The organism is Streptomyces sp. NPDC006335, from assembly GCF_040612795.1.
Classification (GTDB): Bacteria; Actinomycetota; Actinomycetes; order Streptomycetales; family Streptomycetaceae; genus Streptomyces.
This window is the reverse complement of the sequence record NZ_JBEXQX010000009.1, coordinates 199,873-218,691: the sequence shown is the minus strand read 5'-3', so window position 1 is coordinate 218,691 and position 18,819 is coordinate 199,873. Positions and strand designations below refer to the sequence as shown.

17 protein-coding genes are annotated in these 18,819 nt (G+C 68.1%); 8 read left to right on the top strand and 9 right to left on the bottom strand.

The window, feature by feature from the left end; all coding sequences use genetic code 11:
- Nucleotides 1-23 precede the first annotated feature (23 nt).
- The 6 genes from murJ to trxA all read left to right on the top strand — a co-directional run bounded on the left by murJ (nt 24) and on the right by trxA (nt 7,242).
- Complete coding sequence (murJ, locus tag ABZ098_RS25330; RefSeq protein WP_356594748.1) at nt 24-2,285, top strand: murein biosynthesis integral membrane protein MurJ; 2,262 nt, start codon at nt 24-26, stop codon at nt 2,283-2,285.
- Between the two features lie 119 nt (nt 2,286-2,404).
- Complete coding sequence (locus ABZ098_RS25325) at nt 2,405-4,093, top strand: protein kinase family protein (RefSeq protein WP_356594746.1); 1,689 nt, start codon at nt 2,405-2,407, stop codon at nt 4,091-4,093.
- A gap of 18 nt (nt 4,094-4,111) precedes the next feature.
- Complete coding sequence (gene sigM, locus ABZ098_RS25320; RefSeq protein WP_356594744.1) at nt 4,112-4,837, top strand: RNA polymerase sigma factor SigM; 726 nt, start codon at nt 4,112-4,114, stop codon at nt 4,835-4,837.
- Entirely contained in the window at nt 4,834-5,730 is an 897-nt protein-coding gene (locus ABZ098_RS25315; RefSeq protein ID WP_356594742.1) for a hypothetical protein, read from the top strand. The genes sigM and ABZ098_RS25315 overlap by 4 nt, the downstream gene beginning before the upstream one ends.
- Before the next feature lie 166 nt (nt 5,731-5,896).
- Nucleotides 5,897-6,865, top strand: coding sequence for a thioredoxin-disulfide reductase (trxB, locus tag ABZ098_RS25310; protein ID WP_356594740.1), 969 nt, complete (start codon nt 5,897-5,899; stop codon nt 6,863-6,865).
- A 44-nt stretch (nt 6,866-6,909) separates the two neighbouring features.
- Complete coding sequence (gene trxA / locus ABZ098_RS25305) at nt 6,910-7,242, top strand: thioredoxin (RefSeq protein ID WP_003991504.1); 333 nt, start codon at nt 6,910-6,912, stop codon at nt 7,240-7,242.
- 50 nt (nt 7,243-7,292) lie between these two features.
- Here trxA and ABZ098_RS25300 read toward each other — a convergent pair whose 3' ends face one another.
- The 9 genes from ABZ098_RS25300 to rpmH all read right to left on the bottom strand — a co-directional run bounded on the left by ABZ098_RS25300 (nt 7,293) and on the right by rpmH (nt 14,200).
- Nucleotides 7,293-7,910 (bottom strand): GNAT family N-acetyltransferase, encoded by a 618-nt coding sequence (locus ABZ098_RS25300; RefSeq protein WP_356594738.1) that lies wholly within the window; start codon nt 7,908-7,910, stop codon nt 7,293-7,295.
- A gap of 326 nt (nt 7,911-8,236) precedes the next feature.
- Nucleotides 8,237-9,337 carry a ParB/RepB/Spo0J family partition protein gene (locus tag ABZ098_RS25295; protein WP_356594736.1) on the bottom strand — a complete coding sequence of 367 codons (1,101 nt, stop codon included), beginning with the start codon at nt 9,335-9,337 and terminating at the stop codon, nt 8,237-8,239.
- Nucleotides 9,334-10,407, bottom strand: a complete 1,074-nt coding sequence (locus ABZ098_RS25290) for a ParA family protein (protein ID WP_356595053.1) — start codon at nt 10,405-10,407, stop codon at nt 9,334-9,336. Before ABZ098_RS25290 ends, ABZ098_RS25295 begins: the two co-directional genes overlap by 4 nt.
- Nucleotides 10,408-10,672: 265 nt before the next feature.
- On the bottom strand, nt 10,673-11,389 hold the full coding sequence (gene rsmG, locus ABZ098_RS25285; protein WP_356594734.1) for a 16S rRNA (guanine(527)-N(7))-methyltransferase RsmG: 717 nt from the start codon (nt 11,387-11,389) through the stop codon (nt 10,673-10,675).
- A gap of 118 nt (nt 11,390-11,507) precedes the next feature.
- Nucleotides 11,508-12,020, bottom strand: coding sequence for a R3H domain-containing nucleic acid-binding protein (locus tag ABZ098_RS25280; RefSeq protein ID WP_356594732.1), 513 nt, complete (start codon nt 12,018-12,020; stop codon nt 11,508-11,510).
- 15 nt (nt 12,021-12,035) lie between these two features.
- Nucleotides 12,036-13,319: a membrane protein insertase YidC gene (gene yidC, locus ABZ098_RS25275; RefSeq protein ID WP_356594730.1), complete on the bottom strand. Its 1,284-nt coding sequence runs from the start codon at nt 13,317-13,319 to the stop codon at nt 12,036-12,038.
- Between the two features lie 3 nt (nt 13,320-13,322).
- Nucleotides 13,323-13,673: a membrane protein insertion efficiency factor YidD gene (gene yidD / locus ABZ098_RS25270; protein ID WP_037707204.1), complete on the bottom strand. Its 351-nt coding sequence runs from the start codon at nt 13,671-13,673 to the stop codon at nt 13,323-13,325.
- The gene (rnpA, locus tag ABZ098_RS25265) at nt 13,670-14,041 is read right to left on the bottom strand and encodes a ribonuclease P protein component (protein WP_059208182.1); all 372 of its coding nucleotides are present in this window, start codon (nt 14,039-14,041) and stop codon (nt 13,670-13,672) included. The genes yidD and rnpA overlap by 4 nt, the downstream gene beginning before the upstream one ends.
- Nucleotides 14,042-14,062: 21 nt before the next feature.
- Complete coding sequence (gene rpmH, locus ABZ098_RS25260; protein WP_005482975.1) at nt 14,063-14,200, bottom strand: 50S ribosomal protein L34; 138 nt, start codon at nt 14,198-14,200, stop codon at nt 14,063-14,065.
- Nucleotides 14,201-14,583: 383 nt separating this feature from the next.
- On the opposite strand from rpmH, the gene dnaA reads away from it, so the two are divergent.
- Together dnaA and dnaN are read left to right on the top strand one after the other, a co-directional pair.
- Nucleotides 14,584-16,575, top strand: a complete 1,992-nt coding sequence (dnaA, locus tag ABZ098_RS25255) for a chromosomal replication initiator protein DnaA (RefSeq protein ID WP_356594727.1) — start codon at nt 14,584-14,586, stop codon at nt 16,573-16,575.
- Between the two features lie 1,002 nt (nt 16,576-17,577).
- Nucleotides 17,578-18,708 (top strand): DNA polymerase III subunit beta, encoded by a 1,131-nt coding sequence (gene dnaN / locus ABZ098_RS25250; RefSeq protein ID WP_037707198.1) that lies wholly within the window; start codon nt 17,578-17,580, stop codon nt 18,706-18,708.
- Nucleotides 18,709-18,819 lie beyond the last annotated feature (111 nt).

Sequence of the window (18,819 nt, the reverse complement as noted above, 5' to 3'; positions counted from 1 at the left end):
CGGGACGATGAGGTGGGGTAACCATGAACGCGCCGTACGACGGTGATCGCGGTCAGGGCGCGGACAACTCGGACCGCCCCGAGGGGCCGCCGCCCGAGCATGGCCAGGTGCCGCCGCAGGCTCCCGCGGACATGTACCTCCAGGACGCCTACGACCAGGACCCCTACCGGGCACAGGACCTCCAGGCCCAGGACCCGGTCGCCGAGGCCCTCTACGACCGTGCCGCGCACCCCCCGCCGCCCCCCGGCACCTATCAGCCGCAGCAGCCGCTGTACTCGCAGCCGCCCCAGTCCCCCTACGCCCCGGACCCGCACGTGTGGGCGCAGACCCCGGCGCCCGAACCGGAGGGCCCGACGCAGTACCTGCCGTACGGCGACAACCCTCGCACCACGCAGTTCGTGGGGGTCGACGACCTGGTGAGCCAGGCCGGCGAGGAACGCCACGAGCCGGACGCCTTCGCCCACCTCTTCCGCGACCAGCAGCAGGGCGGCCGCCCGACGGACCCGCCGTCGGTGCCGGGGCCCGCCGGACCGCCACCGACCCCGCAGTTCCAGGCTCCCGCGGCGCCCGCGCCTTCGGCCGACGAGACCATGAACCTGGGTACGGCGTCGGCTGTGGCAGCATCGGCAGCCCCCGCAGCCCCCGCGAAAAAGGGCGGGAAGGCCACGGGCCTGCTCAAGTCGAGCGCCGTGATGGCGGCCGGCACGATGGTCTCGCGCCTCACCGGCTTCATCCGTTCGGCCCTGATCGTGTCGGCGCTGGGTGTCGGTCTGCTCGGTGACACCTTCCAGGTTGCCTACCAGCTTCCGACGATGATCTACATCCTGACCGTCGGCGGTGGCCTCAACTCCGTGTTCGTCCCGCAGCTCGTGCGTGCCATGAAGGAGGACGAGGACGGCGGCGAAGCCTACGCGAACCGGCTGCTGACGCTGGTGATGGTGGCACTCGGCGCTCTGACCGCCCTCGCGGTCCTCGGTGCCCCGTTCCTGATCCGGCTGCTGTCCGACTCGGTGGCCAGTGACCCGGCGGCCAACGAGGTCGGCATCACCTTCGTCCGCTACTTCCTGCCCTCGATCTTCTTCATGGGCATCCATGTGGTGATGGGCCAGATCCTCAACGCGCGCGGGAAGTTCGGCGCGATGATGTGGACCCCGGTCCTCAACAACATCGTCATCATCGTGACGCTGGGCATGTTCATGTGGGTCTACGGCACCGCGGCCGACTCCGGCATGAAGGTCACGAACATCCCGCCGGAGGGGCAGCGCCTGCTCGGCGTCGGTGTCCTGCTCGGCCTGGTGGTGCAGGCGCTGGCGATGATCCCCTACCTGCGCGAAACCGGCTTCCGCATGAGGCTGCGCTTCGACTGGCGGGGCCACGGACTCGGCAAGGCCGTGACACTCGCCAAGTGGACCGTCCTGTTCGTCCTCGCCAACCAGGCCGGCGCACTCGTCGTCACCCAGCTGTCCACGGCATCCGGCAAGGCTTCTCCACTCGACGGCACCGGCTTCTCCGCCTACGCCAACGCCCAACTCATCTGGGGCCTGCCGCAGGCCATCATCACCGTCTCCCTGATGGCGGCTCTGCTGCCCCGTCTGGCCCGCTCGGCGGCCGAGGGAGACAGCGGCGCAGTCCGAGACGACATCTCCCAGGGCCTGCGCACCACGGCCGTCGCCATCGTGCCGATCTCCTTCGGATTCCTCGCTCTCGGCATCCCGATGTGCACGCTGATCTTCGGCTCCTCGGGCACTGGCGAGGCCACGAACATGGGGTACATGCTCATGGCCTTCGGCCTCGGCCTGATCCCTTACTCAGTGCAGTACGTCGTCCTGCGCGCCTTCTACGCCTACGAAGACACCCGGACCCCCTTCTACAACACGGTCATCGTGGCAGCGGTCAACGCGGGCGCTTCAGCGCTGTGTTACGTGGCGCTGCCGCCGCGCTGGGCAGTGGCGGGCATGGCCGCCTCCTACGGTCTCGCCTACGCGATCGGTGTCGGCGTCGCCTGGAACCGGCTGCGCAAGCGCCTCGGCGGCGATCTGGACGGCAACCGCGTCCTGCGGACCTACGCCCGGCTCTGCATCGCCTCCATCCCGGCGGCACTACTCAGCGGAGCGGCCTGCTACGGCATCAGCCACTCGCTCGGCCAGGGCGTTGTCGGTTCGTTCGCCGCACTGATCGCGGGGGGAGCGGTGCTCCTCGGGATCTTCTTCGTCGCCGCGCGCAAGATGCGAATCGAGGAGCTGAACTCGTTGGTCGGCATGGTCCGGGGGCGTCTGGGGCGCTGAGGCAGGGGTACGCGCACAACCATCGTCCGCCACCGTGTGTCGTGCATAGCGGCGGACTGTGGGCACAATTGGATTCTGCGTCGCACGGCGCGCAATGAATGGGGAGGCAGGGAACGACGGTGGCGGAACGGAGCACGGCTGCCGTCGACGTGGCAGACACCAGCGGTGACCAACCGCTGACCGCCAAGGCGGACCAGTCCACGGCCGACGGCGTGGCCAAGAACCGGGAGCGGGACACGGAAGACGTCGAGGCACAGGGGAGTGGCGGGACCGAAAGTCTTGGCAAGGCGTCACCGCCGGAGTTGCACAGCGGCCACAAACTCGCCAGACGCTACCGTCTCGAGGAGTGCGTCACCCGTCTGGACGGGTTCAGCAGTTGGCGTGCCGTCGACGAGAAGCTCCGTCGAGCCGTCGGCGTGCACATCCTGCCCGCGGACCATGCGCGGGCGCGCTCCGTCCTGGCCGCGGCCCGTTCCTCCGCGCTGCTGGGCGACCCGCGGTTCGTCCAGGTCCTGGACGCCGTCGAGGAGAACGACCTCGTCTACGTCGTCCACGAATGGCTGCCCGACGCGACCGAGCTGACCACCCTCCTCGCCCCGGGCCCGCTGGAGGTGTACGACGCCTACCAGATGGTCAGTCAGGTGGCCTCCGCCATGGCCGCGGCCCACCGTGAGGGCCTCGCACACCTGCGACTGAACCCGAACGCCGTTCTGCGCACGTCGAGCGGGCAGTGGCGCATCCGCGGCCTCGCCGTGAACGCCGCGCTGCGGGGCGTCAGTTCGGAGACTCCGCAGCGAACGGACACCGAGGCGATCGGCGCGCTCCTGTACGCGGCCCTGACCCAGCGGTGGCCGTACGAGAACGACGCCTACGGTCTGGCCGGTCTGCCCAAGGACGTCGGTCTCATCGCCCCCGACCAGGTGCGCGCCGGTGTCCACCGTGGGCTGTCCGAGCTGTCCATGCGGGCCCTCGCCAACGACGGCGCGACCGCCTCCCGGCACGAGTCGGCGTGCACGACGCCCGAGGAGCTGGTCAGGGCGATCGGTGAGATGCCCCGCATCCGCCCGCCGGAGCCGGCGTTCACGGCCCCTCCCGAGTACCAGCGCACGACGTACCAGCAGGGCACGTACGGCCGCCCGGCACCGCACTCCGGTGTCACCCAGCCCGTAGCGGCCCCGCCACCACCGCTGCAGAGCCGCACCGGCCGGGCCCTGAAGTGGGCGGTCTCCGCTCTCCTCATCGCCGCGCTGGGCCTCGGCAGTTGGCAGCTCGCGGACGCGTTGATGGACCGGGGCGGCACGTCGGACGAGAACCAGACGCAGACGACCGACGACGGCGACAAGAGCCCGAAGAAGCCCGCCAGCGTTCCGATCACCATCGCCAAGGCGTATGACTTCGACCCGTTCGGCGACGGATCCGAGAAGCCGACCGACATAAGCAAGGCCTACGACGACGACACCTCGTCGTACTGGCAGACGGACTTCTACGAGGGCGCCCGCTTCGGGAACCTCAAGCCGGGCCTCGGGATAATCCTCGACCTCGGCAAGGTCCAGAACATCGGCAAGGTCACCGTCACGTTCAAGGGCGACACCTCCGTCGAACTACGCGCCGCCTCAAGCGACGCGAGTGCCCGGCCGACCACTTTCGACGCCTACACCAAGGTCGCAGAAGGCTCCGGTACGGGTGTCCCGCTCAAGCCGGACAAGACCGTGAAGTCCCGCTACCTTCTGGTCTGGCTGACCAAGCTGCCTCTGACAGAGGAAGGCACCTACCGCGGCCGGGTGGCGGACATCAAGGTCACCAGTTAAGGCTGAGGAGGGGGTCCGATGGCAGATGACACCGTGTACGGCGACACCAGCGATCAGGACCTCCTGGCCCGTCACGTAGAGGGCGACCCCGACGCCTTCGGGGAGCTCGTGCGGCGGCACCGGGACCGGCTCTGGGCCGTGGCCCTCCGCACGCTCGGGGACCGTGAGGAAGCCGCTGACGCCGTTCAGGACGCCCTGGTGTCCGCCTACCGGGCCGCGCACACCTTCCGCGGTCAGTCGGCGGTCACGACCTGGCTGCACCGGATCACGGTGAACGCCTGCCTGGACCGGGCCAGAAAGGCCGCCTCCCGCAAGACATCTCCGGTCGATGACACCGAGCGCCTGGAGCAGCTCCTGGAGCCGCACGAGGAGGCCTCGGCGCCCGCCGAGCGCAACGACCTCCACCGCCAGCTCGTGGAGGCACTCGGCACACTCCCGCCCGACCAGCGCGCCGCCCTCGTTCTCGTGGACATGCAGGGCTACCCCGTCGCCGAAGCCGCCAGCATGCTCGACGTGCCGACGGGGACGGTGAAGAGCCGCTGCGCCCGTGGAAGAGCCAGACTGCTCCCGCTCCTCACCCATCTGCGGCCGGAAAACGCCGGAGGCGGCAGAGAAGCGGGCGCTGGACGGAACCGGACGCAGGGGACATCCGTCCCACCCGCAGCGGGGCCTCCGTCAGAAGGCACGCAAGATTCGGCATCAAGCGATTCAGCCGCAGTGAAGGGCGGAGGTGGGCGAGCGTGACTTCCACGACAGACACAGACGGGCACCCGGACGTCGCGGAGATCTCCGACCTCACCGAAGGCATCCTCTCCCCCTCCAGGACGGCGAACGTACGTCGGCATCTGGACGCGTGTGAACTCTGCGCGGACGTGCACGCATCGTTGGAGGAGATCCGCAGCCTGCTCGGCACGCTGCCGGGGCCGCCTCACATGCCCGCCGACGTCGCCGGCAGGATCGACGCCGCCCTCGCTGCAGAAGCCCTCCTCCAGGCAACCGCTCCCGAGGCCGTGAACGCACCGGCGCCGGTCGAGAGCGTGCGTGTTTCACGTGAAACATCGCCCACCGCTGACCGCCCTACGGGGCATGCCCGTACTTCCACCACCGGCCCGGGCCGCAAGGACCGCAGGAGGAACGGGCGCCCCAAGGTTGCCGTCCTCGGAGCTGTCTTCACCGTCGCCGCACTGGGATTCGGCTCCGTCCTGCTGTCGTCGTTGGACGACGGCAAGCCGAACGGCACGGCACACGAACAGACGGCCCCCTCCGCCGACACCTTCTCCGCGAGCGGACTCGAGAAGCAGGTCTCCGACCTTCTCACCGGAAAGAAGAGCGCGAGCGGCGGGTCCCGGGCCCCGCACACCAGCATGGGCGCGGCTGACATCCCCGGCTCCGGACATACCCGCACCCTGGTGACGCCAGAGGTTCCCCAGTGCATCCGAAAGGGCATCCACTCCAGCGACGCCCCGCTCGCGACGGAGGACGGCGTCTACAAGGGCACGGACGCGCTACTGGTCGTGCTGCGTGATCCCTCCGACAGCACCAGGATCACCGCCTACATCGTGGATGCCTCGTGTGTGAAGAACGCACCGACCGGCACTGCGAAGGTTCTGCTGAAGCGCACCTACGCCCGGTCCTGAACGGGCACGCTTCGTCGCCGTCCTGCGCGGTAATGCGTACGGTGAGGCCTCTCCGTGTGCCCGGACACACCGGGAATGCGCGCCCCTTAGGATCCGTTGGGTGGGGTGAGAGCTCTGAGAGGCTCCACCGGTCCGACGACGCAGTCCAGAGACGAGGAACCAAGCCGTGAGCGACGTCCGTAACGTGATCATCATCGGCTCCGGGCCCGCCGGCTACACGGCGGCGCTCTACACCGCGCGCGCGTCGCTGAAGCCGCTGGTGTTCGAGGGCGCCGTCACCGCCGGTGGCGCGCTGATGAACACCACCGAGGTGGAGAACTTCCCCGGCTTCCAGGACGGCATCATGGGCCCCGAGCTCATGGACAACATGCGCGCCCAGGCCGAGCGCTTCGGTGCCGAGCTCATCCCGGACGACATCGTCAGCGTCGACCTGACCGGCGAGATCAAGACCGTCACCGACACCTCGGGCACGGTCCACCGGGCGAAGGCCGTGATCGTCACCACCGGCTCACAGCACCGCAAGCTCGGCCTGCCGAACGAGGACGCCCTCTCCGGGCGCGGCGTCTCGTGGTGTGCCACCTGTGACGGCTTCTTCTTCAAGGACCAGGACATCGCCGTGATCGGCGGCGGTGACACCGCGATGGAGGAGGCCACCTTCCTCTCCCGCTTCGCCAAGTCCGTGACGATCGTCCACCGCCGGGACACCCTGCGCGCCTCCAAGGCGATGCAGGAGCGCGCCTTCGCCGACCCGAAGATCAAGTTCGTGTGGGACAGCGAGGTCGCCGAGATCCAGGGCGACCCGAAGCTCTCGGGCCTGAAGCTGCGCAACCTCAAGACCGGCGAGCTCTCGGACCTGGCGGTCACCGGCCTGTTCATCGCGATCGGCCATGACCCGCGCACCGAGCTCTTCAAGGGCCAGCTCGAACTGAACGACGAGGGCTATCTGAAGGTGGAAGCGCCTTCGACGCGCACCAACCTGACCGGTGTCTTCGGCGCCGGTGACGTGGTCGACCACACCTACCGCCAGGCGATCACCGCGGCCGGCACCGGCTGTTCCGCCGCTCTCGACGCCGAGCGCTTCCTCGCCGCCCTCGCGGACGAAGAGAAGGCCGAGCCCGAGAAGACCGCTGTCTGACCCCCATCCCGCCCCACCGCACCAACCCAGTTAAGGAGCCCGCCGTGGCCGGCACCCTCAAGAATGTGACCGACGATTCCTTCGAGCAGGACGTCCTGAAGAGCGACAAGCCCGTCCTGGTGGACTTCTGGGCCGCCTGGTGCGGACCGTGCCGTCAGATCGCTCCGTCCCTCGAGGCGATCGCCGCCGAGTACGGCGACAAGATCGAGGTCGTCAAGCTGAACATCGACGAGAACCCGGGTACGGCCGCCAAGTACGGCGTCATGTCCATCCCGACGCTGAACGTCTACCAGGGCGGCGAGGTCGCCAAGACCATCGTCGGTGCCAAGCCGAAGGCCGCGATCGTCCGCGACCTCGAGGACTTCATCGCCGAGTGATGTTTCACGTGAAACACGATGGGCCGGTCCGAAAGGACCGGCCCATCGCATTACAGGGGACGCAGCGCCGGTTCCTTCTGCACCGCCCCCAGAAGCCGGTCCAGTGCCATCTCCACGTCTTCCTTCCAAGAAAGCGTGGTGCGCAGCTCCAGCCTCAGCCTCGGATACGTGGGATGGTGTCTGACCGTCTTGAAGCCCACGGCGAGAAGATGGTCTGCGGGAAGCAGACAGGCGGGCTCTTTCCAGCGGGCATCACCGAAGGCCTCGATGGCCTTGAAGCCCCGCCGCAGCAGGTCCTTCGCGACCGTCTGCACCATCACCCGGCCCAGCCCTTGCCCCTGATAGCCCGGCATGATGAACGACGTCATCAACTGGACAGCGTCAGGAGAGACAGGGCTCGTGGGAAACGCCGTCGAGCGAGGAACATAAGCGGGAGGGGCGTAGAGGACGAAGCCGACCGGTACGTCGTCGACATAGACGATCCGGCCGCACGATCCCCAGTCCAGCAGGACGGCGGAGATCCAGGCCTCCTTCTCCAGAGCGGCTGTCCCCGCCTTTACCGCGGCTTCTCCGCTGACGGGGTCCAGTTCCCAGAAGACACACGAGCGGCAACGCTGGGGTAGGTCCGGAAGGTTGTCCAGCGTAAGCGGTACGAGCCGACGCCCCATGAAGGCTGTTCCTCGCTTCCTTCGCCCGCCGCGTCGCGGGCGGCCGTCAGAGCGCTCCGTTCCCTGAGCAGACTGCCGACGAAGCCGCCGACCGCCCCCAGTCCCAGACCCGCGCTCACCAGTCCGCTTCTGCTCATCGTTCGCATGGCCCCTGCCTCCCCTCAGAGGTACCGCCGGGTGGATGTGCCACACCCATTCGCATCGTATCCATACCGCGATTCCATCGATACCGGCTGAAAGCAAAGAGCGGGCCGTGTCCGATGCACACCGGACACGGCCCGCTCTTCCTACCTCGCCTGGACGGGGTCACTCTGGCGACACCCGGCTCAGGCTTCCGTCTCCTCGTCCTCACCCTCCACCAGGCTCTTCTGCAGAACCGGCCCCTCACCGGGGGCGAGGGAGCTGAGGATGCGCTCAAGGTCCTCCATCGAGGCGAACTCGACGGTGATCTTGCCCTTCTTCTGCCCCAGGTCGACCTTCACTCGCGTCTCGAAACGGTCCGAGAGACGAGTGGCGAGGTCGGTCAGCGCCGGCGATACCCGCGCACCGGCTCGCGGCCCCTTGGATCGCTGGGCGGTCTGCGGTCGCGACCCCATGAGCGTCACGATCTCCTCGACTGCCCGTACCGAGAGTCCCTCGGCCACGATCCGGTGGGCCAGCCGGTCCTGCTCCTCCGAGTCCTCGACGGAGAGCAGGGCACGAGCGTGTCCGGCGGAGAGCACTCCGGCAGCCACTCGGCGCTGCACCGCCGGCGAGAGCTTCAGCAGACGCAGCGTGTTGGAGACCTGCGGGCGGGACCGGCCGATGCGGTCCGCGAGCTGGTCGTGCGTGCAGTTGAAGTCCTTCAGCAACTGGTCGTAGGCGGCTGCCTCTTCCAGCGGGTTGAGCTGCGCTCGGTGCAGGTTCTCCAGGAGGGCGTCCAGAAGGAGCTTGTCGTCATCCGTGGCCCGCACGATCGCGGGGATCGCCTCCAGGCCGGCCTCACGACTGGCCCGCCAGCGCCGCTCGCCCATGATGAGTTCGTAGCGAGCGGGGCCCACCTGCCGTACGACGACCGGCTGGAGGAGGCCGACCTCCTGGATGGAGGTGACCAGCTCCTGGAGCGCGTCCTCGTCGAAGACCTCACGCGGCTGGCGCGGGTTCGGCGTGATGGAGTCGAGAGGGAGTTCCGCGAAGTGGGCACCCAGGGGAGGCGCAGGTGTCTCCGCGTAGCCGTTGACCGACGGCTCCTCTGTTTCATGTGAAACAGGCGGCAGCGTGGCCACCTTCGCCGCGGCCACTCCACGGTCGGTCGTCAGCACCGGGACGGACGTCGGAGATGCGGAACCAGCGCCCCCCATCGCCGCCGGAGTCGGCGTCTTCTCGGTCGGGGCAGCGGGGATCAGTGCGCCGAGACCACGGCCCAACCCCCTCCGTCGCTCGCTCACTGGATCCCCTCCACCATGCTCGGGTTGCTCTGTGCGCCGATGTGCGCCTGCGTCGGGTCATAGCTGACGCCGACGCCCTTCAACGCGATCTCTCGCGCCGCCTCAAGGTAGGACAGCGCGCCACTCGATCCTGGATCGTAGGTCAACACCGTCTGTCCGTAACTCGGCGCCTCGGAGATGCGGACCGAGCGGGGAATGCTCGTCCGCAGCACCTCGTCGCCGAAGTGGGTGCGCACCTCGTCCGCGACCTGGGACGCAAGGCGCGTCCGGCCGTCGTACATGGTGAGCAGGATGGTCGATACGTGCAAGGTGGGGTTGAGGTGGCCCCGCACCAGATCGACGTTGCGCAGGAGTTGTCCCAGGCCCTCCAGCGCGTAGTACTCGCACTGAATCGGGATGAGGACCTCCGCGCCGGCCACGAGCGCATTGACCGTCAGCAGACCCAGCGAGGGCGGACAGTCGATGAGGATGTAGTCCAGCGGCTGCTCGTACGCCTGGATGGCGCGTTGCAGTCGGCTCTCCCGCGCCACCAGGGACACCAGCTCGATCTCCGCACCGGCGAGATCGATGGTGGCGGGGGCACAGAAGAGGCCTTCGACATCGGGGACGGGCTGGACGACCTCGGCCAGCGGCCTGCTGTCGACCAGGACGTCGTAGATGGACGGGACTTCGGCGTGGTGGTCGATACCCAGCGCGGTGGACGCGTTGCCCTGGGGGTCGAGGTCGATCACCAGGACACGGCCGCCGTGCAAAGCCAGCGAAGCAGCAAGATTGACGGTCGTCGTCGTCTTGCCCACCCCGCCCTTCTGGTTGGCAACGACCATGATCCGGGTCTGCTCGGGCCGTGGCAGGCCCTCGCCGGCGCGGCCAAGAGCCTCTACCGCCAGTTGGGCAGCACGACCGATCGGAGTGTCGTCCATCGGGGGCGGTGTTTCACGTGAAACATCGTCCCCCATCGACTCGGTTCGGGGACCGGGGACCGGATCGGTCATCGGTCCCGCGATGTTGGCGTCGGACCGCAAGGATTCACTCTCCTCGACTTCAGGCTCGCAATGAACAGAGCCTCCCATGTCTTCGGGGTCGTGAACCAGTGAGGCCTGTTGTTCTGTGGAGAAATCCACCTCTGTGGACAACTCCGTTACCTCTCCGAGTGACCCGAGAGGCTTCCGGTCGCGGGGTTCGGCCGCAGCGCGGCCCCGGCTGATGATGCCGTGCAGCAGTGAGCGACGTTTCACGTGAAACACGATGCAGGGCAGCCGTGCCCGTTCTGCCGCGACACTCCGGCATGCATAGGTTTGGCAGCTTGTGTGGAGTACGTCTCGTCCTCAGGACGGATCAGCGGCGCCGGCGAGTCCGGCCTGTCCGGGCCGCCTTGGCACGCTTGGCCGCGAAACGCACACCGCCAGGACTCTCCCCGACCTCGACCCTCACCACCGTGGACAACGGATCGACCACGCCCTCACCCACATGCAGGATGGAGGTCTCCACGGCACCGAGCTTGCTCAGGGCCGTTTGTGCCGCCTTGAGTTCCTCCTCCGCGGTGTCGCCCTTGAGCGCGAGCATCTCACCGTAGGGACGAAGCAGCGGAACGCCCCAGGTCGCCAGCCGGTCCAGCGGGGCCACGGCTCGCGCCGTCACCACATGCACCGGGGTCAGCTTGCCCATGACCTCCTCGGCACGGCCCCGCACGACCGTCACATGGTCCAGGCCCAGCAGCTCCACGACCTCCGTCAGGAAGGTCGTACGCCGTAGCAGCGGCTCCAGCAGCGTGATCTTCAGGTCCTCACGGACGAGGGCCAGGGGAATGCCGGGCAGACCGGCCCCGGAGCCGACGTCGCACACCGTCACGCCCTCGGGAACGACCTCGGAGAGCACCGCGCAGTTCAGCAGATGCCGCTCCCACAGGCGGGGCACTTCACGGGGTCCGATGAGACCGCGCTGCACACCCGCCTCGGCGAGCAGCTCGGCGTAGCGCACCGCGTCCTCGAAGCGATCGCCGAACACCTCGCGCGCCTGCTCGGGCGCGGGGGGAAGCTCCGCTGCCTCCGTCACGGGGAACCGTCCTTCCGTACCGCATCAGCGCACCGGGCGCCGACCATCAGAACTATCAGGCTGACAAAGTTCGGCCCCGCCTGCTCTACAGACGGGGCCGGAGGAACGTACGGACCGATCAGGCGGGAAGCACGACGACGAAGCGCTGCGGCTCCTCGCCCTCGGACTCGCTGCGGAGCCCGGCGGCCTTGATCGCGTCGTGGACGACCTTGCGCTCGAACGGCGTCATCGGCTTGAGCTTCACGGACTCACCGGTGCTCTTCACCTCGGCGGCAGCCTTGGCGCCGAGCTCGGAAAGCTCGGCGCGCTTCTTGGCCCGGTAACCGCCGATGTCCAGCATCAGTCGGCTGCGGTCCCCGGTCTCCCGGTGCACGGCCAGGCGGGTGAGCTCCTGCAAGGCTTCCAGCACCTCGCCGTCACGGCCGACCAGCTTCTGCAGGTCTCGGCCGCCCGAGTCGCTGATGATCGAGACAGCGGCGCGGTCGGCCTCGACGTCCATGTCGATGTCGCCGTCGAGATCGGCGATGTCGAGCAGGCCCTCGAGGTAGTCCGCCGCGATCTCGCCCTCCTGCTCCAGGCGGGTCAGGGTGTCTGCACCCTCGGCAGCGGCGGAGGTGGTGCCTTCCGTCACGGGATGGACTCCTTCTTACTTCTTGGACGGGGACTTGGGCCGCTGCGGACCCTTGCGCTGTCCGGATTGGGCCTTGCTGCGGGTACCGCCGCCGGGCTGCTTCTTGGCGGGAGCGGCGGGCTTGGCGTCCTCGGGTTCGTCGGACTTGCTCAGCGAGGTCGGCTCCGACGAGGTGTCACCGGCCGCCTTCGAGCCGGCAGCAGCCGCACCCGACTGACGCTGGGACTTGCTCTGCCGCTTGGGCTGCTGACGCTTGGGAGCCGCCGCGCTCGCCGTCGAACCGTCCTCGGTCTGCACCGCGGCCTGGGACTCGCTCTGGATGACCGAACCGTCGGCCTGAGCCGCGAGGCCGGCCTTGTTCAGACCGTTGATGAACTTGCGCTCGAACTCGTTGCGGTCACGGCCCTTGGCGACGATCGCCTTGATGATGGTGCGCTCGCTGCGCTTGCGGGCCTTGCCGTGGTGCGTGACGTGCTTGGTCAGGCGCTCCAGGTAGGCGGCCTGGGCCTTGGAACCCGGCGTCGGGTTGTTGCGGATGACGTACATCTGCTGGCCCATGGTCCACACGTTGGTGGTCAGCCAGTAGACGAGGACACCGACCGGGAAGTTGATGCCGAAGACGGCGAACATGACGGGGAAGACGTACATCAGCATCTTCTGCTGCTGCATGAACGGCGTCTTGACCGTGGTGTCGACGTTCTTCGTCATCAGCTGGCGCTGCGTGTAGAACTGCGACGCCGACATCAGGACGATCATGACCGCGGTGACGACCCGGACGTCGGTCAGCGAGGCGCCGAGTGCCTCGACCTTGCTCGAACCGTCCGTGAACTTCGCGGCCAGCGGGGCACCGACGATGTGCGCCTTACGCGCACTGGCCAGCAGCGACTCGTTGATGACGCCGATCGTCGAGCCCGTCGCGATGCCGTTGAGCACGTGGTACAGGGCGAAGAAGAACGGGGACTGCGCCAGGATGGGAAGGCACGAGGAGAGCGGGTTGGTGCCCGTCTCCTTGTACAGCTTCATCATCTCTTCGGACTGACGCTGCTTGTCGTTCTTGTAGCGCTCCTGGATCTTCTTCATCTCGGGCTGGAGCGTCTGCATGGCCCGCGTCGACTTGATCTGCTTCACGAAGAGCGGGATCAGGCAGATACGGATCAGGATCACCAGGGACACGATCGACAGGCCCCAGGCCCACCCGGTGTCGGGGCCGAAGATGGCGCCGTAAACCTTGTGGAACTGGACGATGACCCAGGAGACGGGTGTCGTGATGAAGCTGAAAAGACTGGCAATCGTGTCCACTAATCATGCTCCTTGGGCATGGGACGGAGTCTCTGCGGCCGGGCTCGAAGGAGTCTGCCCCTCGGTGGCCGAGGCGGCGGAGGGCCCGCCCCTACGTGCACGCCAGGCGTTACGCAGCATTTCGTGCCACCGCGGACGCTTGCGCGGCGGGACATGGTCCACACCGCCCAGCGACCACGGATTGCACCGCAGGATGCGCCAGGCGGTGAGTGCCGTTCCCTTGATCGCACCGTGCCGGTCGATGGCCTGGTAGCCGTAGTGGGAGCACGACGGGTAGTACTTGCACACCGGCCCGAGCAGCGGGCTGATGGTCCACTGGTACAGCTTGATGAGCGCCAGCAGCGGGTACTTCATCGTGCGCCCCCTCCCAGCAGCCGCTGAACGGCGGCATCCAGGTCTCGGGCCAGTTGTTCATGATCGGCGTCGCCCGCCTCGGGCAGCGCTCGTACGACTACCAGGCTACCGGGGGGAAACAGGGCGACCCTGTCGCGCATCAGATGGCGAAGCCTGCGCTTCACCTTGTTGCGCACGACAGCACCGCCCACGGCCTTGCTCACGACGAAACCCGCACGCGTCGGGGGAGCGCTCTCCCCAGGCGCGTGCGGGTCCGTGGCACCGCTACGAAAGTGAACGACGAGGGACGGGCGTCCGGCCCGGCGCCCTCGTCGTACCGCGGTCGCGAAGTCCTCGCGCCGCCTCAGCCGGTTCTCGGTGGGCAGCACGACGGCATGACCTGACCGGGATCAGGCGGACAGGCTGGCGCGACCCTTGCTGCGGCGGTTCGCCAGAATCGCGCGGCCGGCACGGGTACGCATCCGCAGACGGAAGCCGTGGGTCTTGGCGCGACGACGGTTGTTCGGCTGGAAGGTGCGCTTGCTCACTCGGGGGCTCCAGAAATCAATCGGTGGTGGCGGGTGCCGTCCTGGCTGTCACCGTGCGCCCACGAGTAGCTCGCAGTTACGCCCGTGTGCACCGCTGACCGATCACCTGACGCGATCTGTGCCCATCGGAGGCAGGCGGCAGCAGCCATCGACAACTCGACCTGGTTACGGTACGCGCGGCTACGCCATCCGGTCAAACCAGTGGTCACCGGGAGACACTATCCACAGGCTGGGGACAACAACTTGAACCGCAGCCGTCGCCCTGACTACCGTGGCTGAACTCCGATTCGTTCCCTTGACCCCCGTGTTTCGGCTCCACCCCATTTGAATCCCGACTCGTCCCACAACCACACGTTCGTGGGACCCGTGAGAGAGCGTGCCCTGTGGCTGACGTACCTGCCGATCTTGCCGCAGTGTGGCCACGCGTACTCGAGCAACTCCTCGGTGAGGGCCGCGTCCAGGGTGTGGAGGCGAAGGACGAGCACTGGATCCGGCGCTGCCAGCCGCTGGCGCTGGTCGCCGACACCGCCCTGCTCGCCGTACCGAACGAATTTGCGAAAGGCGTACTGGAGGGCCGGCTGGCCCCGGCCGTCAGCGAGACGCTGAGCCGCGAATGCGGCCGCCCGATCCGCATCGCGATCACCGTCGACGACTCCGCGGGCGAGCCGCCCGCGCCCCCGGCCCCCCGGCCCCAGCCACGCTACGAGGAGCCGGAACTCCCCTCCGGCCAGTACGACAACCAGTACGAGGGCTACGGCCGTCACCGCGCCGACGACTCCCGTCCGAACCGTGACGACCAGCGCCCCGGGCCCCAGAGCGACCACGCGCCCCGACCCGACCAGCTCCCGACCGCCCGCCCCGCCTATCCGTCGGAGTACCAGCGCCCCCAGCCCGGCTCCTGGCCGCGCCCAGCGCAGGACGAGTACAGCTGGCAGCAGCAGCGGCTCGGCTTCCCGGATCGCGACCCCTACGCGTCGCCCTCGCAGGAGACCTATCCCCAGGAGTCGTACAAGCAGGAGTCGTACCCTCAGGACTCGTACGGGCCCCCGTCGCAGGACTACCGCCCGCAGCCGATGGAGCGCCCGTCCTACGACGGCTCGCGCTCCGACTACGACAAGCGACCGGACTACGACAAGCGGCCCGACTACGACAAGCCTCGCTCCGACTACGACCAGCCCCGCCCGGACTACGACCAGCGCGACGGCCGCCGGGAACTGCCCGACCCGCCGTCCGGCTCCGGACATGTGCACCGCGGCGGCCCGGTCGGCTCCAACCTGCCCACCACCGGCGCCCCCGGCCCGCTGGCCGCACAGCCCGCGCCGGCGACCGGCCCCGGTGAGCCCACCGCGCGGCTGAACCCCAAGTACCTCTTCGACACATTCGTCATCGGCGCCTCCAACCGCTTCGCCCACGCGGCCGCGGTCGCCGTCGCCGAGGCCCCGGCCAAGGCCTACAACCCCCTCTTCATCTACGGGGAGTCGGGACTCGGCAAAACCCACCTGCTGCACGCGATCGGGCACTACGCGCGCAGCCTGTATCCCGGCACGCGCGTGCGGTACGTGAGCTCGGAGGAGTTCACCAACGAGTTCATCAACTCCATCCGCGACGGCAAGGGCGACAGCTTCCGCAAGCGCTACCGCGAGATGGACATCCTGCTCGTCGACGACATCCAGTTCCTCGCGGACAAGGAGTCGACGCAGGAGGAGTTCTTCCACACCTTCAACACACTCCACAACGCGAACAAGCAGATCGTGCTCTCCAGCGACCGGCCGCCCAAGCAGCTCGTGACGCTGGAGGACCGGCTGCGGAACCGTTTCGAGTGGGGCCTGATCACCGACGTCCAGCCGCCCGAGCTGGAGACCCGGATCGCGATCCTGCGCAAGAAGGCGGTGCAGGAGCAGCTCAACGCCCCGCCGGAGGTGCTGGAGTTCATCGCCTCCCGGATCTCGCGCAACATCCGCGAACTGGAGGGCGCGCTGATCCGGGTGACGGCGTTCGCGTCGCTCAACCGGCAACCGGTGGACCTGGGCCTGACGGAGATCGTCCTGAAGGACCTGATCCCCGGCGGCGAGGACTCGGCGCCCGAGATCACCTCGACGGCCATCATGAGCGCGACGGCGGACTACTTCGGCCTGACCGTCGAGGACCTGTGCGGCACCTCGCGCGGCCGCGCGCTCGTCACCGCCCGCCAGATCGCCATGTACCTGTGCCGCGAGCTGACGGACCTCTCGCTGCCGAAGATCGGCGCCCTGTTCGGCGGCCGCGACCACACGACCGTGATGCACGCGGACCGCAAGATCCGCAATCTGATGGCCGAGCGGCGCTCCATCTACAACCAGGTCACCGAGCTGACGAACCGCATCAAGAACGGCTGAGGTCGGCGGCGACGGCCACGGCGGCTCCAAGGCCCAGGCGCTGTTGAGCGCCACCGCGAAGGTCGCATTCCATGCACCGGCGCCCGCCCCGCCCCGCCCCGCCTCAACGGCACGGCACGGCACGGCACGGCACGGCAACAGAGTCACGGCGTCCAGGGCGCCCCGGGGACGAGGTCCCGGGGCGCCCTTCGTCATTCCTCAGGTCACGACGCCGTAGCCCGGTGTTCGATTCCCCGCAGGGTTACGGCCTTCCTCCACAGATCCGGTGACTTTTTGCCGTCCACATCCTGGGGACCGCGAAGTTGTCCAGAGCGCGGTCCACAGGCTCCCTGTCGACAGACCATCGGGCCAGGTCAGGTGGTTGGGGATTCGTGGACGAACGATCTCCACAGACTGTGGACAGCGAGAAGATCCACAGGCTGTGCATCGAGTTGTCCACCGGCTGCCCACAGGCGGGGGCCTGTTGTCCCCAGCGATCAGCGGCTTCTCCACATGCCTGTCCACTGTTCGGCAACGCGACGCGCCTGATCACCGGGTCGAGTGAAAGGCGTCACACGAAGGTGCCGGGTTGGGCTGTGGGAAAGGTGGGTAAAGCTGGGGACGGCGCTGGGGAGAAGTCGCCTCAGGCTGTGCACGGAGTGTGCAGAACTTTCTGTTCTCCACAGATACGCCTGGTTGTCCACCGGTGTCACCCACAGGGTCCGTGGATAAAATTTCCGCTCTGAGCTGGGAAAACAGGGTTATCCACGGTATCCACAGCCCCTACTACTACTCCCAACTAGAGAGAGCTGGGAATCCGTTTCGAAGGGGGCCCTGTGCACAACTCGCTGTTCGGCGCCCGACTGCCCCTCGTCACGACTTGACCCCGAGAGGCACCTACTGTCAGTGGGGTGCGTCAGACTGTTCCCCGGTGTCCTTCCCGTCACACGGGCCGACGACGCCGAGACAGACGACGAAGCCAGGCAGGCCGAGAAGCGCCGGCAACAGCAGGAGGCGGCAACAGTGAAGATCCGGGTGGAACGCGACGTACTCGCGGAGGCAGTGGCCTGGGCGGCGCGCAGCCTCCCGGCCCGTCCGCCGGCGCCTGTCCTCGCCGGCCTTCTCCTGAAGGCCGAGGAAGGCCAGCTCAGCCTGTCCAGCTTCGACTACGAGGTCTCCGCGCGGGTGTCCGTCGAGGCCGAGGTCGAGGAGGAGGGCACCGTGCTCGTCTCCGGCCGCCTGCTCGCCGACATCTGCCGCGCTCTGCCCAACCGCCCGGTGGAGATTTCCACAGACGGTGTACGGGCGACGGTGGTCTGCGGCTCCTCGCGGTTCACACTCCACACCCTGCCTGTGGAGGAGTACCCGGCGCTGCCGCAGATGCCGAGCGCGACCGGCACCGTTCCCGGTGAGGTCTTCGCCTCCGCCGCCTCCCAGGTGGCCATCGCCGCGGGCCGTGACGACACGCTTCCCGTCCTGACCGGTGTGCGTATCGAGATCGAGGGCGACACCGTCACCCTGGCGTCCACCGACCGCTACCGCTTCGCCGTCCGCGAGTTCCTGTGGAAGCCGGAGAACCCGGAGGCGTCCGCCGTCGCCCTGGTGCCCGCCAAGACGCTCCTGGACACCGCCAAGGCGCTCACGAGCGGCGACAGCGTGATCCTGGCGCTGTCGGGCTCGGGTGCGGGCGAGGGGCTGATCGGTTTCGAGGGCGCGGGTCGGCGTACGACCACGCGTCTGCTCGAAGGCGACCTGCCGAAGTACCGCACGCTGTTCCCGACGGAGTTCAACTCCGTCGCCGTGATCGAGACCGCCCCCTTCGTGGAGGCCGTCAAGCGTGTGGCCCTGGTCGCCGAGCGCAACACCCCGGTGCGGCTCAGCTTCGAGCAGGGGGTGCTCATCCTGGAGGCCGGCTCCAGCGACGACGCACAGGCTGTGGAAAGGGTCGACGCCCAGCTCGAGGGCGACGACATCTCGATCGCCTTCAACCCGACCTTCCTGCTGGACGGCCTGAGCGCCATCGACTCCCCGGTGGCCCAGCTCTCCTTCACGACGTCCACCAAGCCCGCGCTGCTGAGCGGCAAGCCGGCCCTGGACGCCGAGGCGGACGAGGCCTACAAGTACCTGATCATGCCGGTGCGGCTGAGCGGCTGAGTCAAAGCCCCAGGTGAGGGCATACGTTTGAGCGCGTATGCCCACAGGTGTGCGTGAGCGTCCGGGTTTAGGCTCGTACGTGGGTACGAAGGTGCCTCACACGCCACAGCA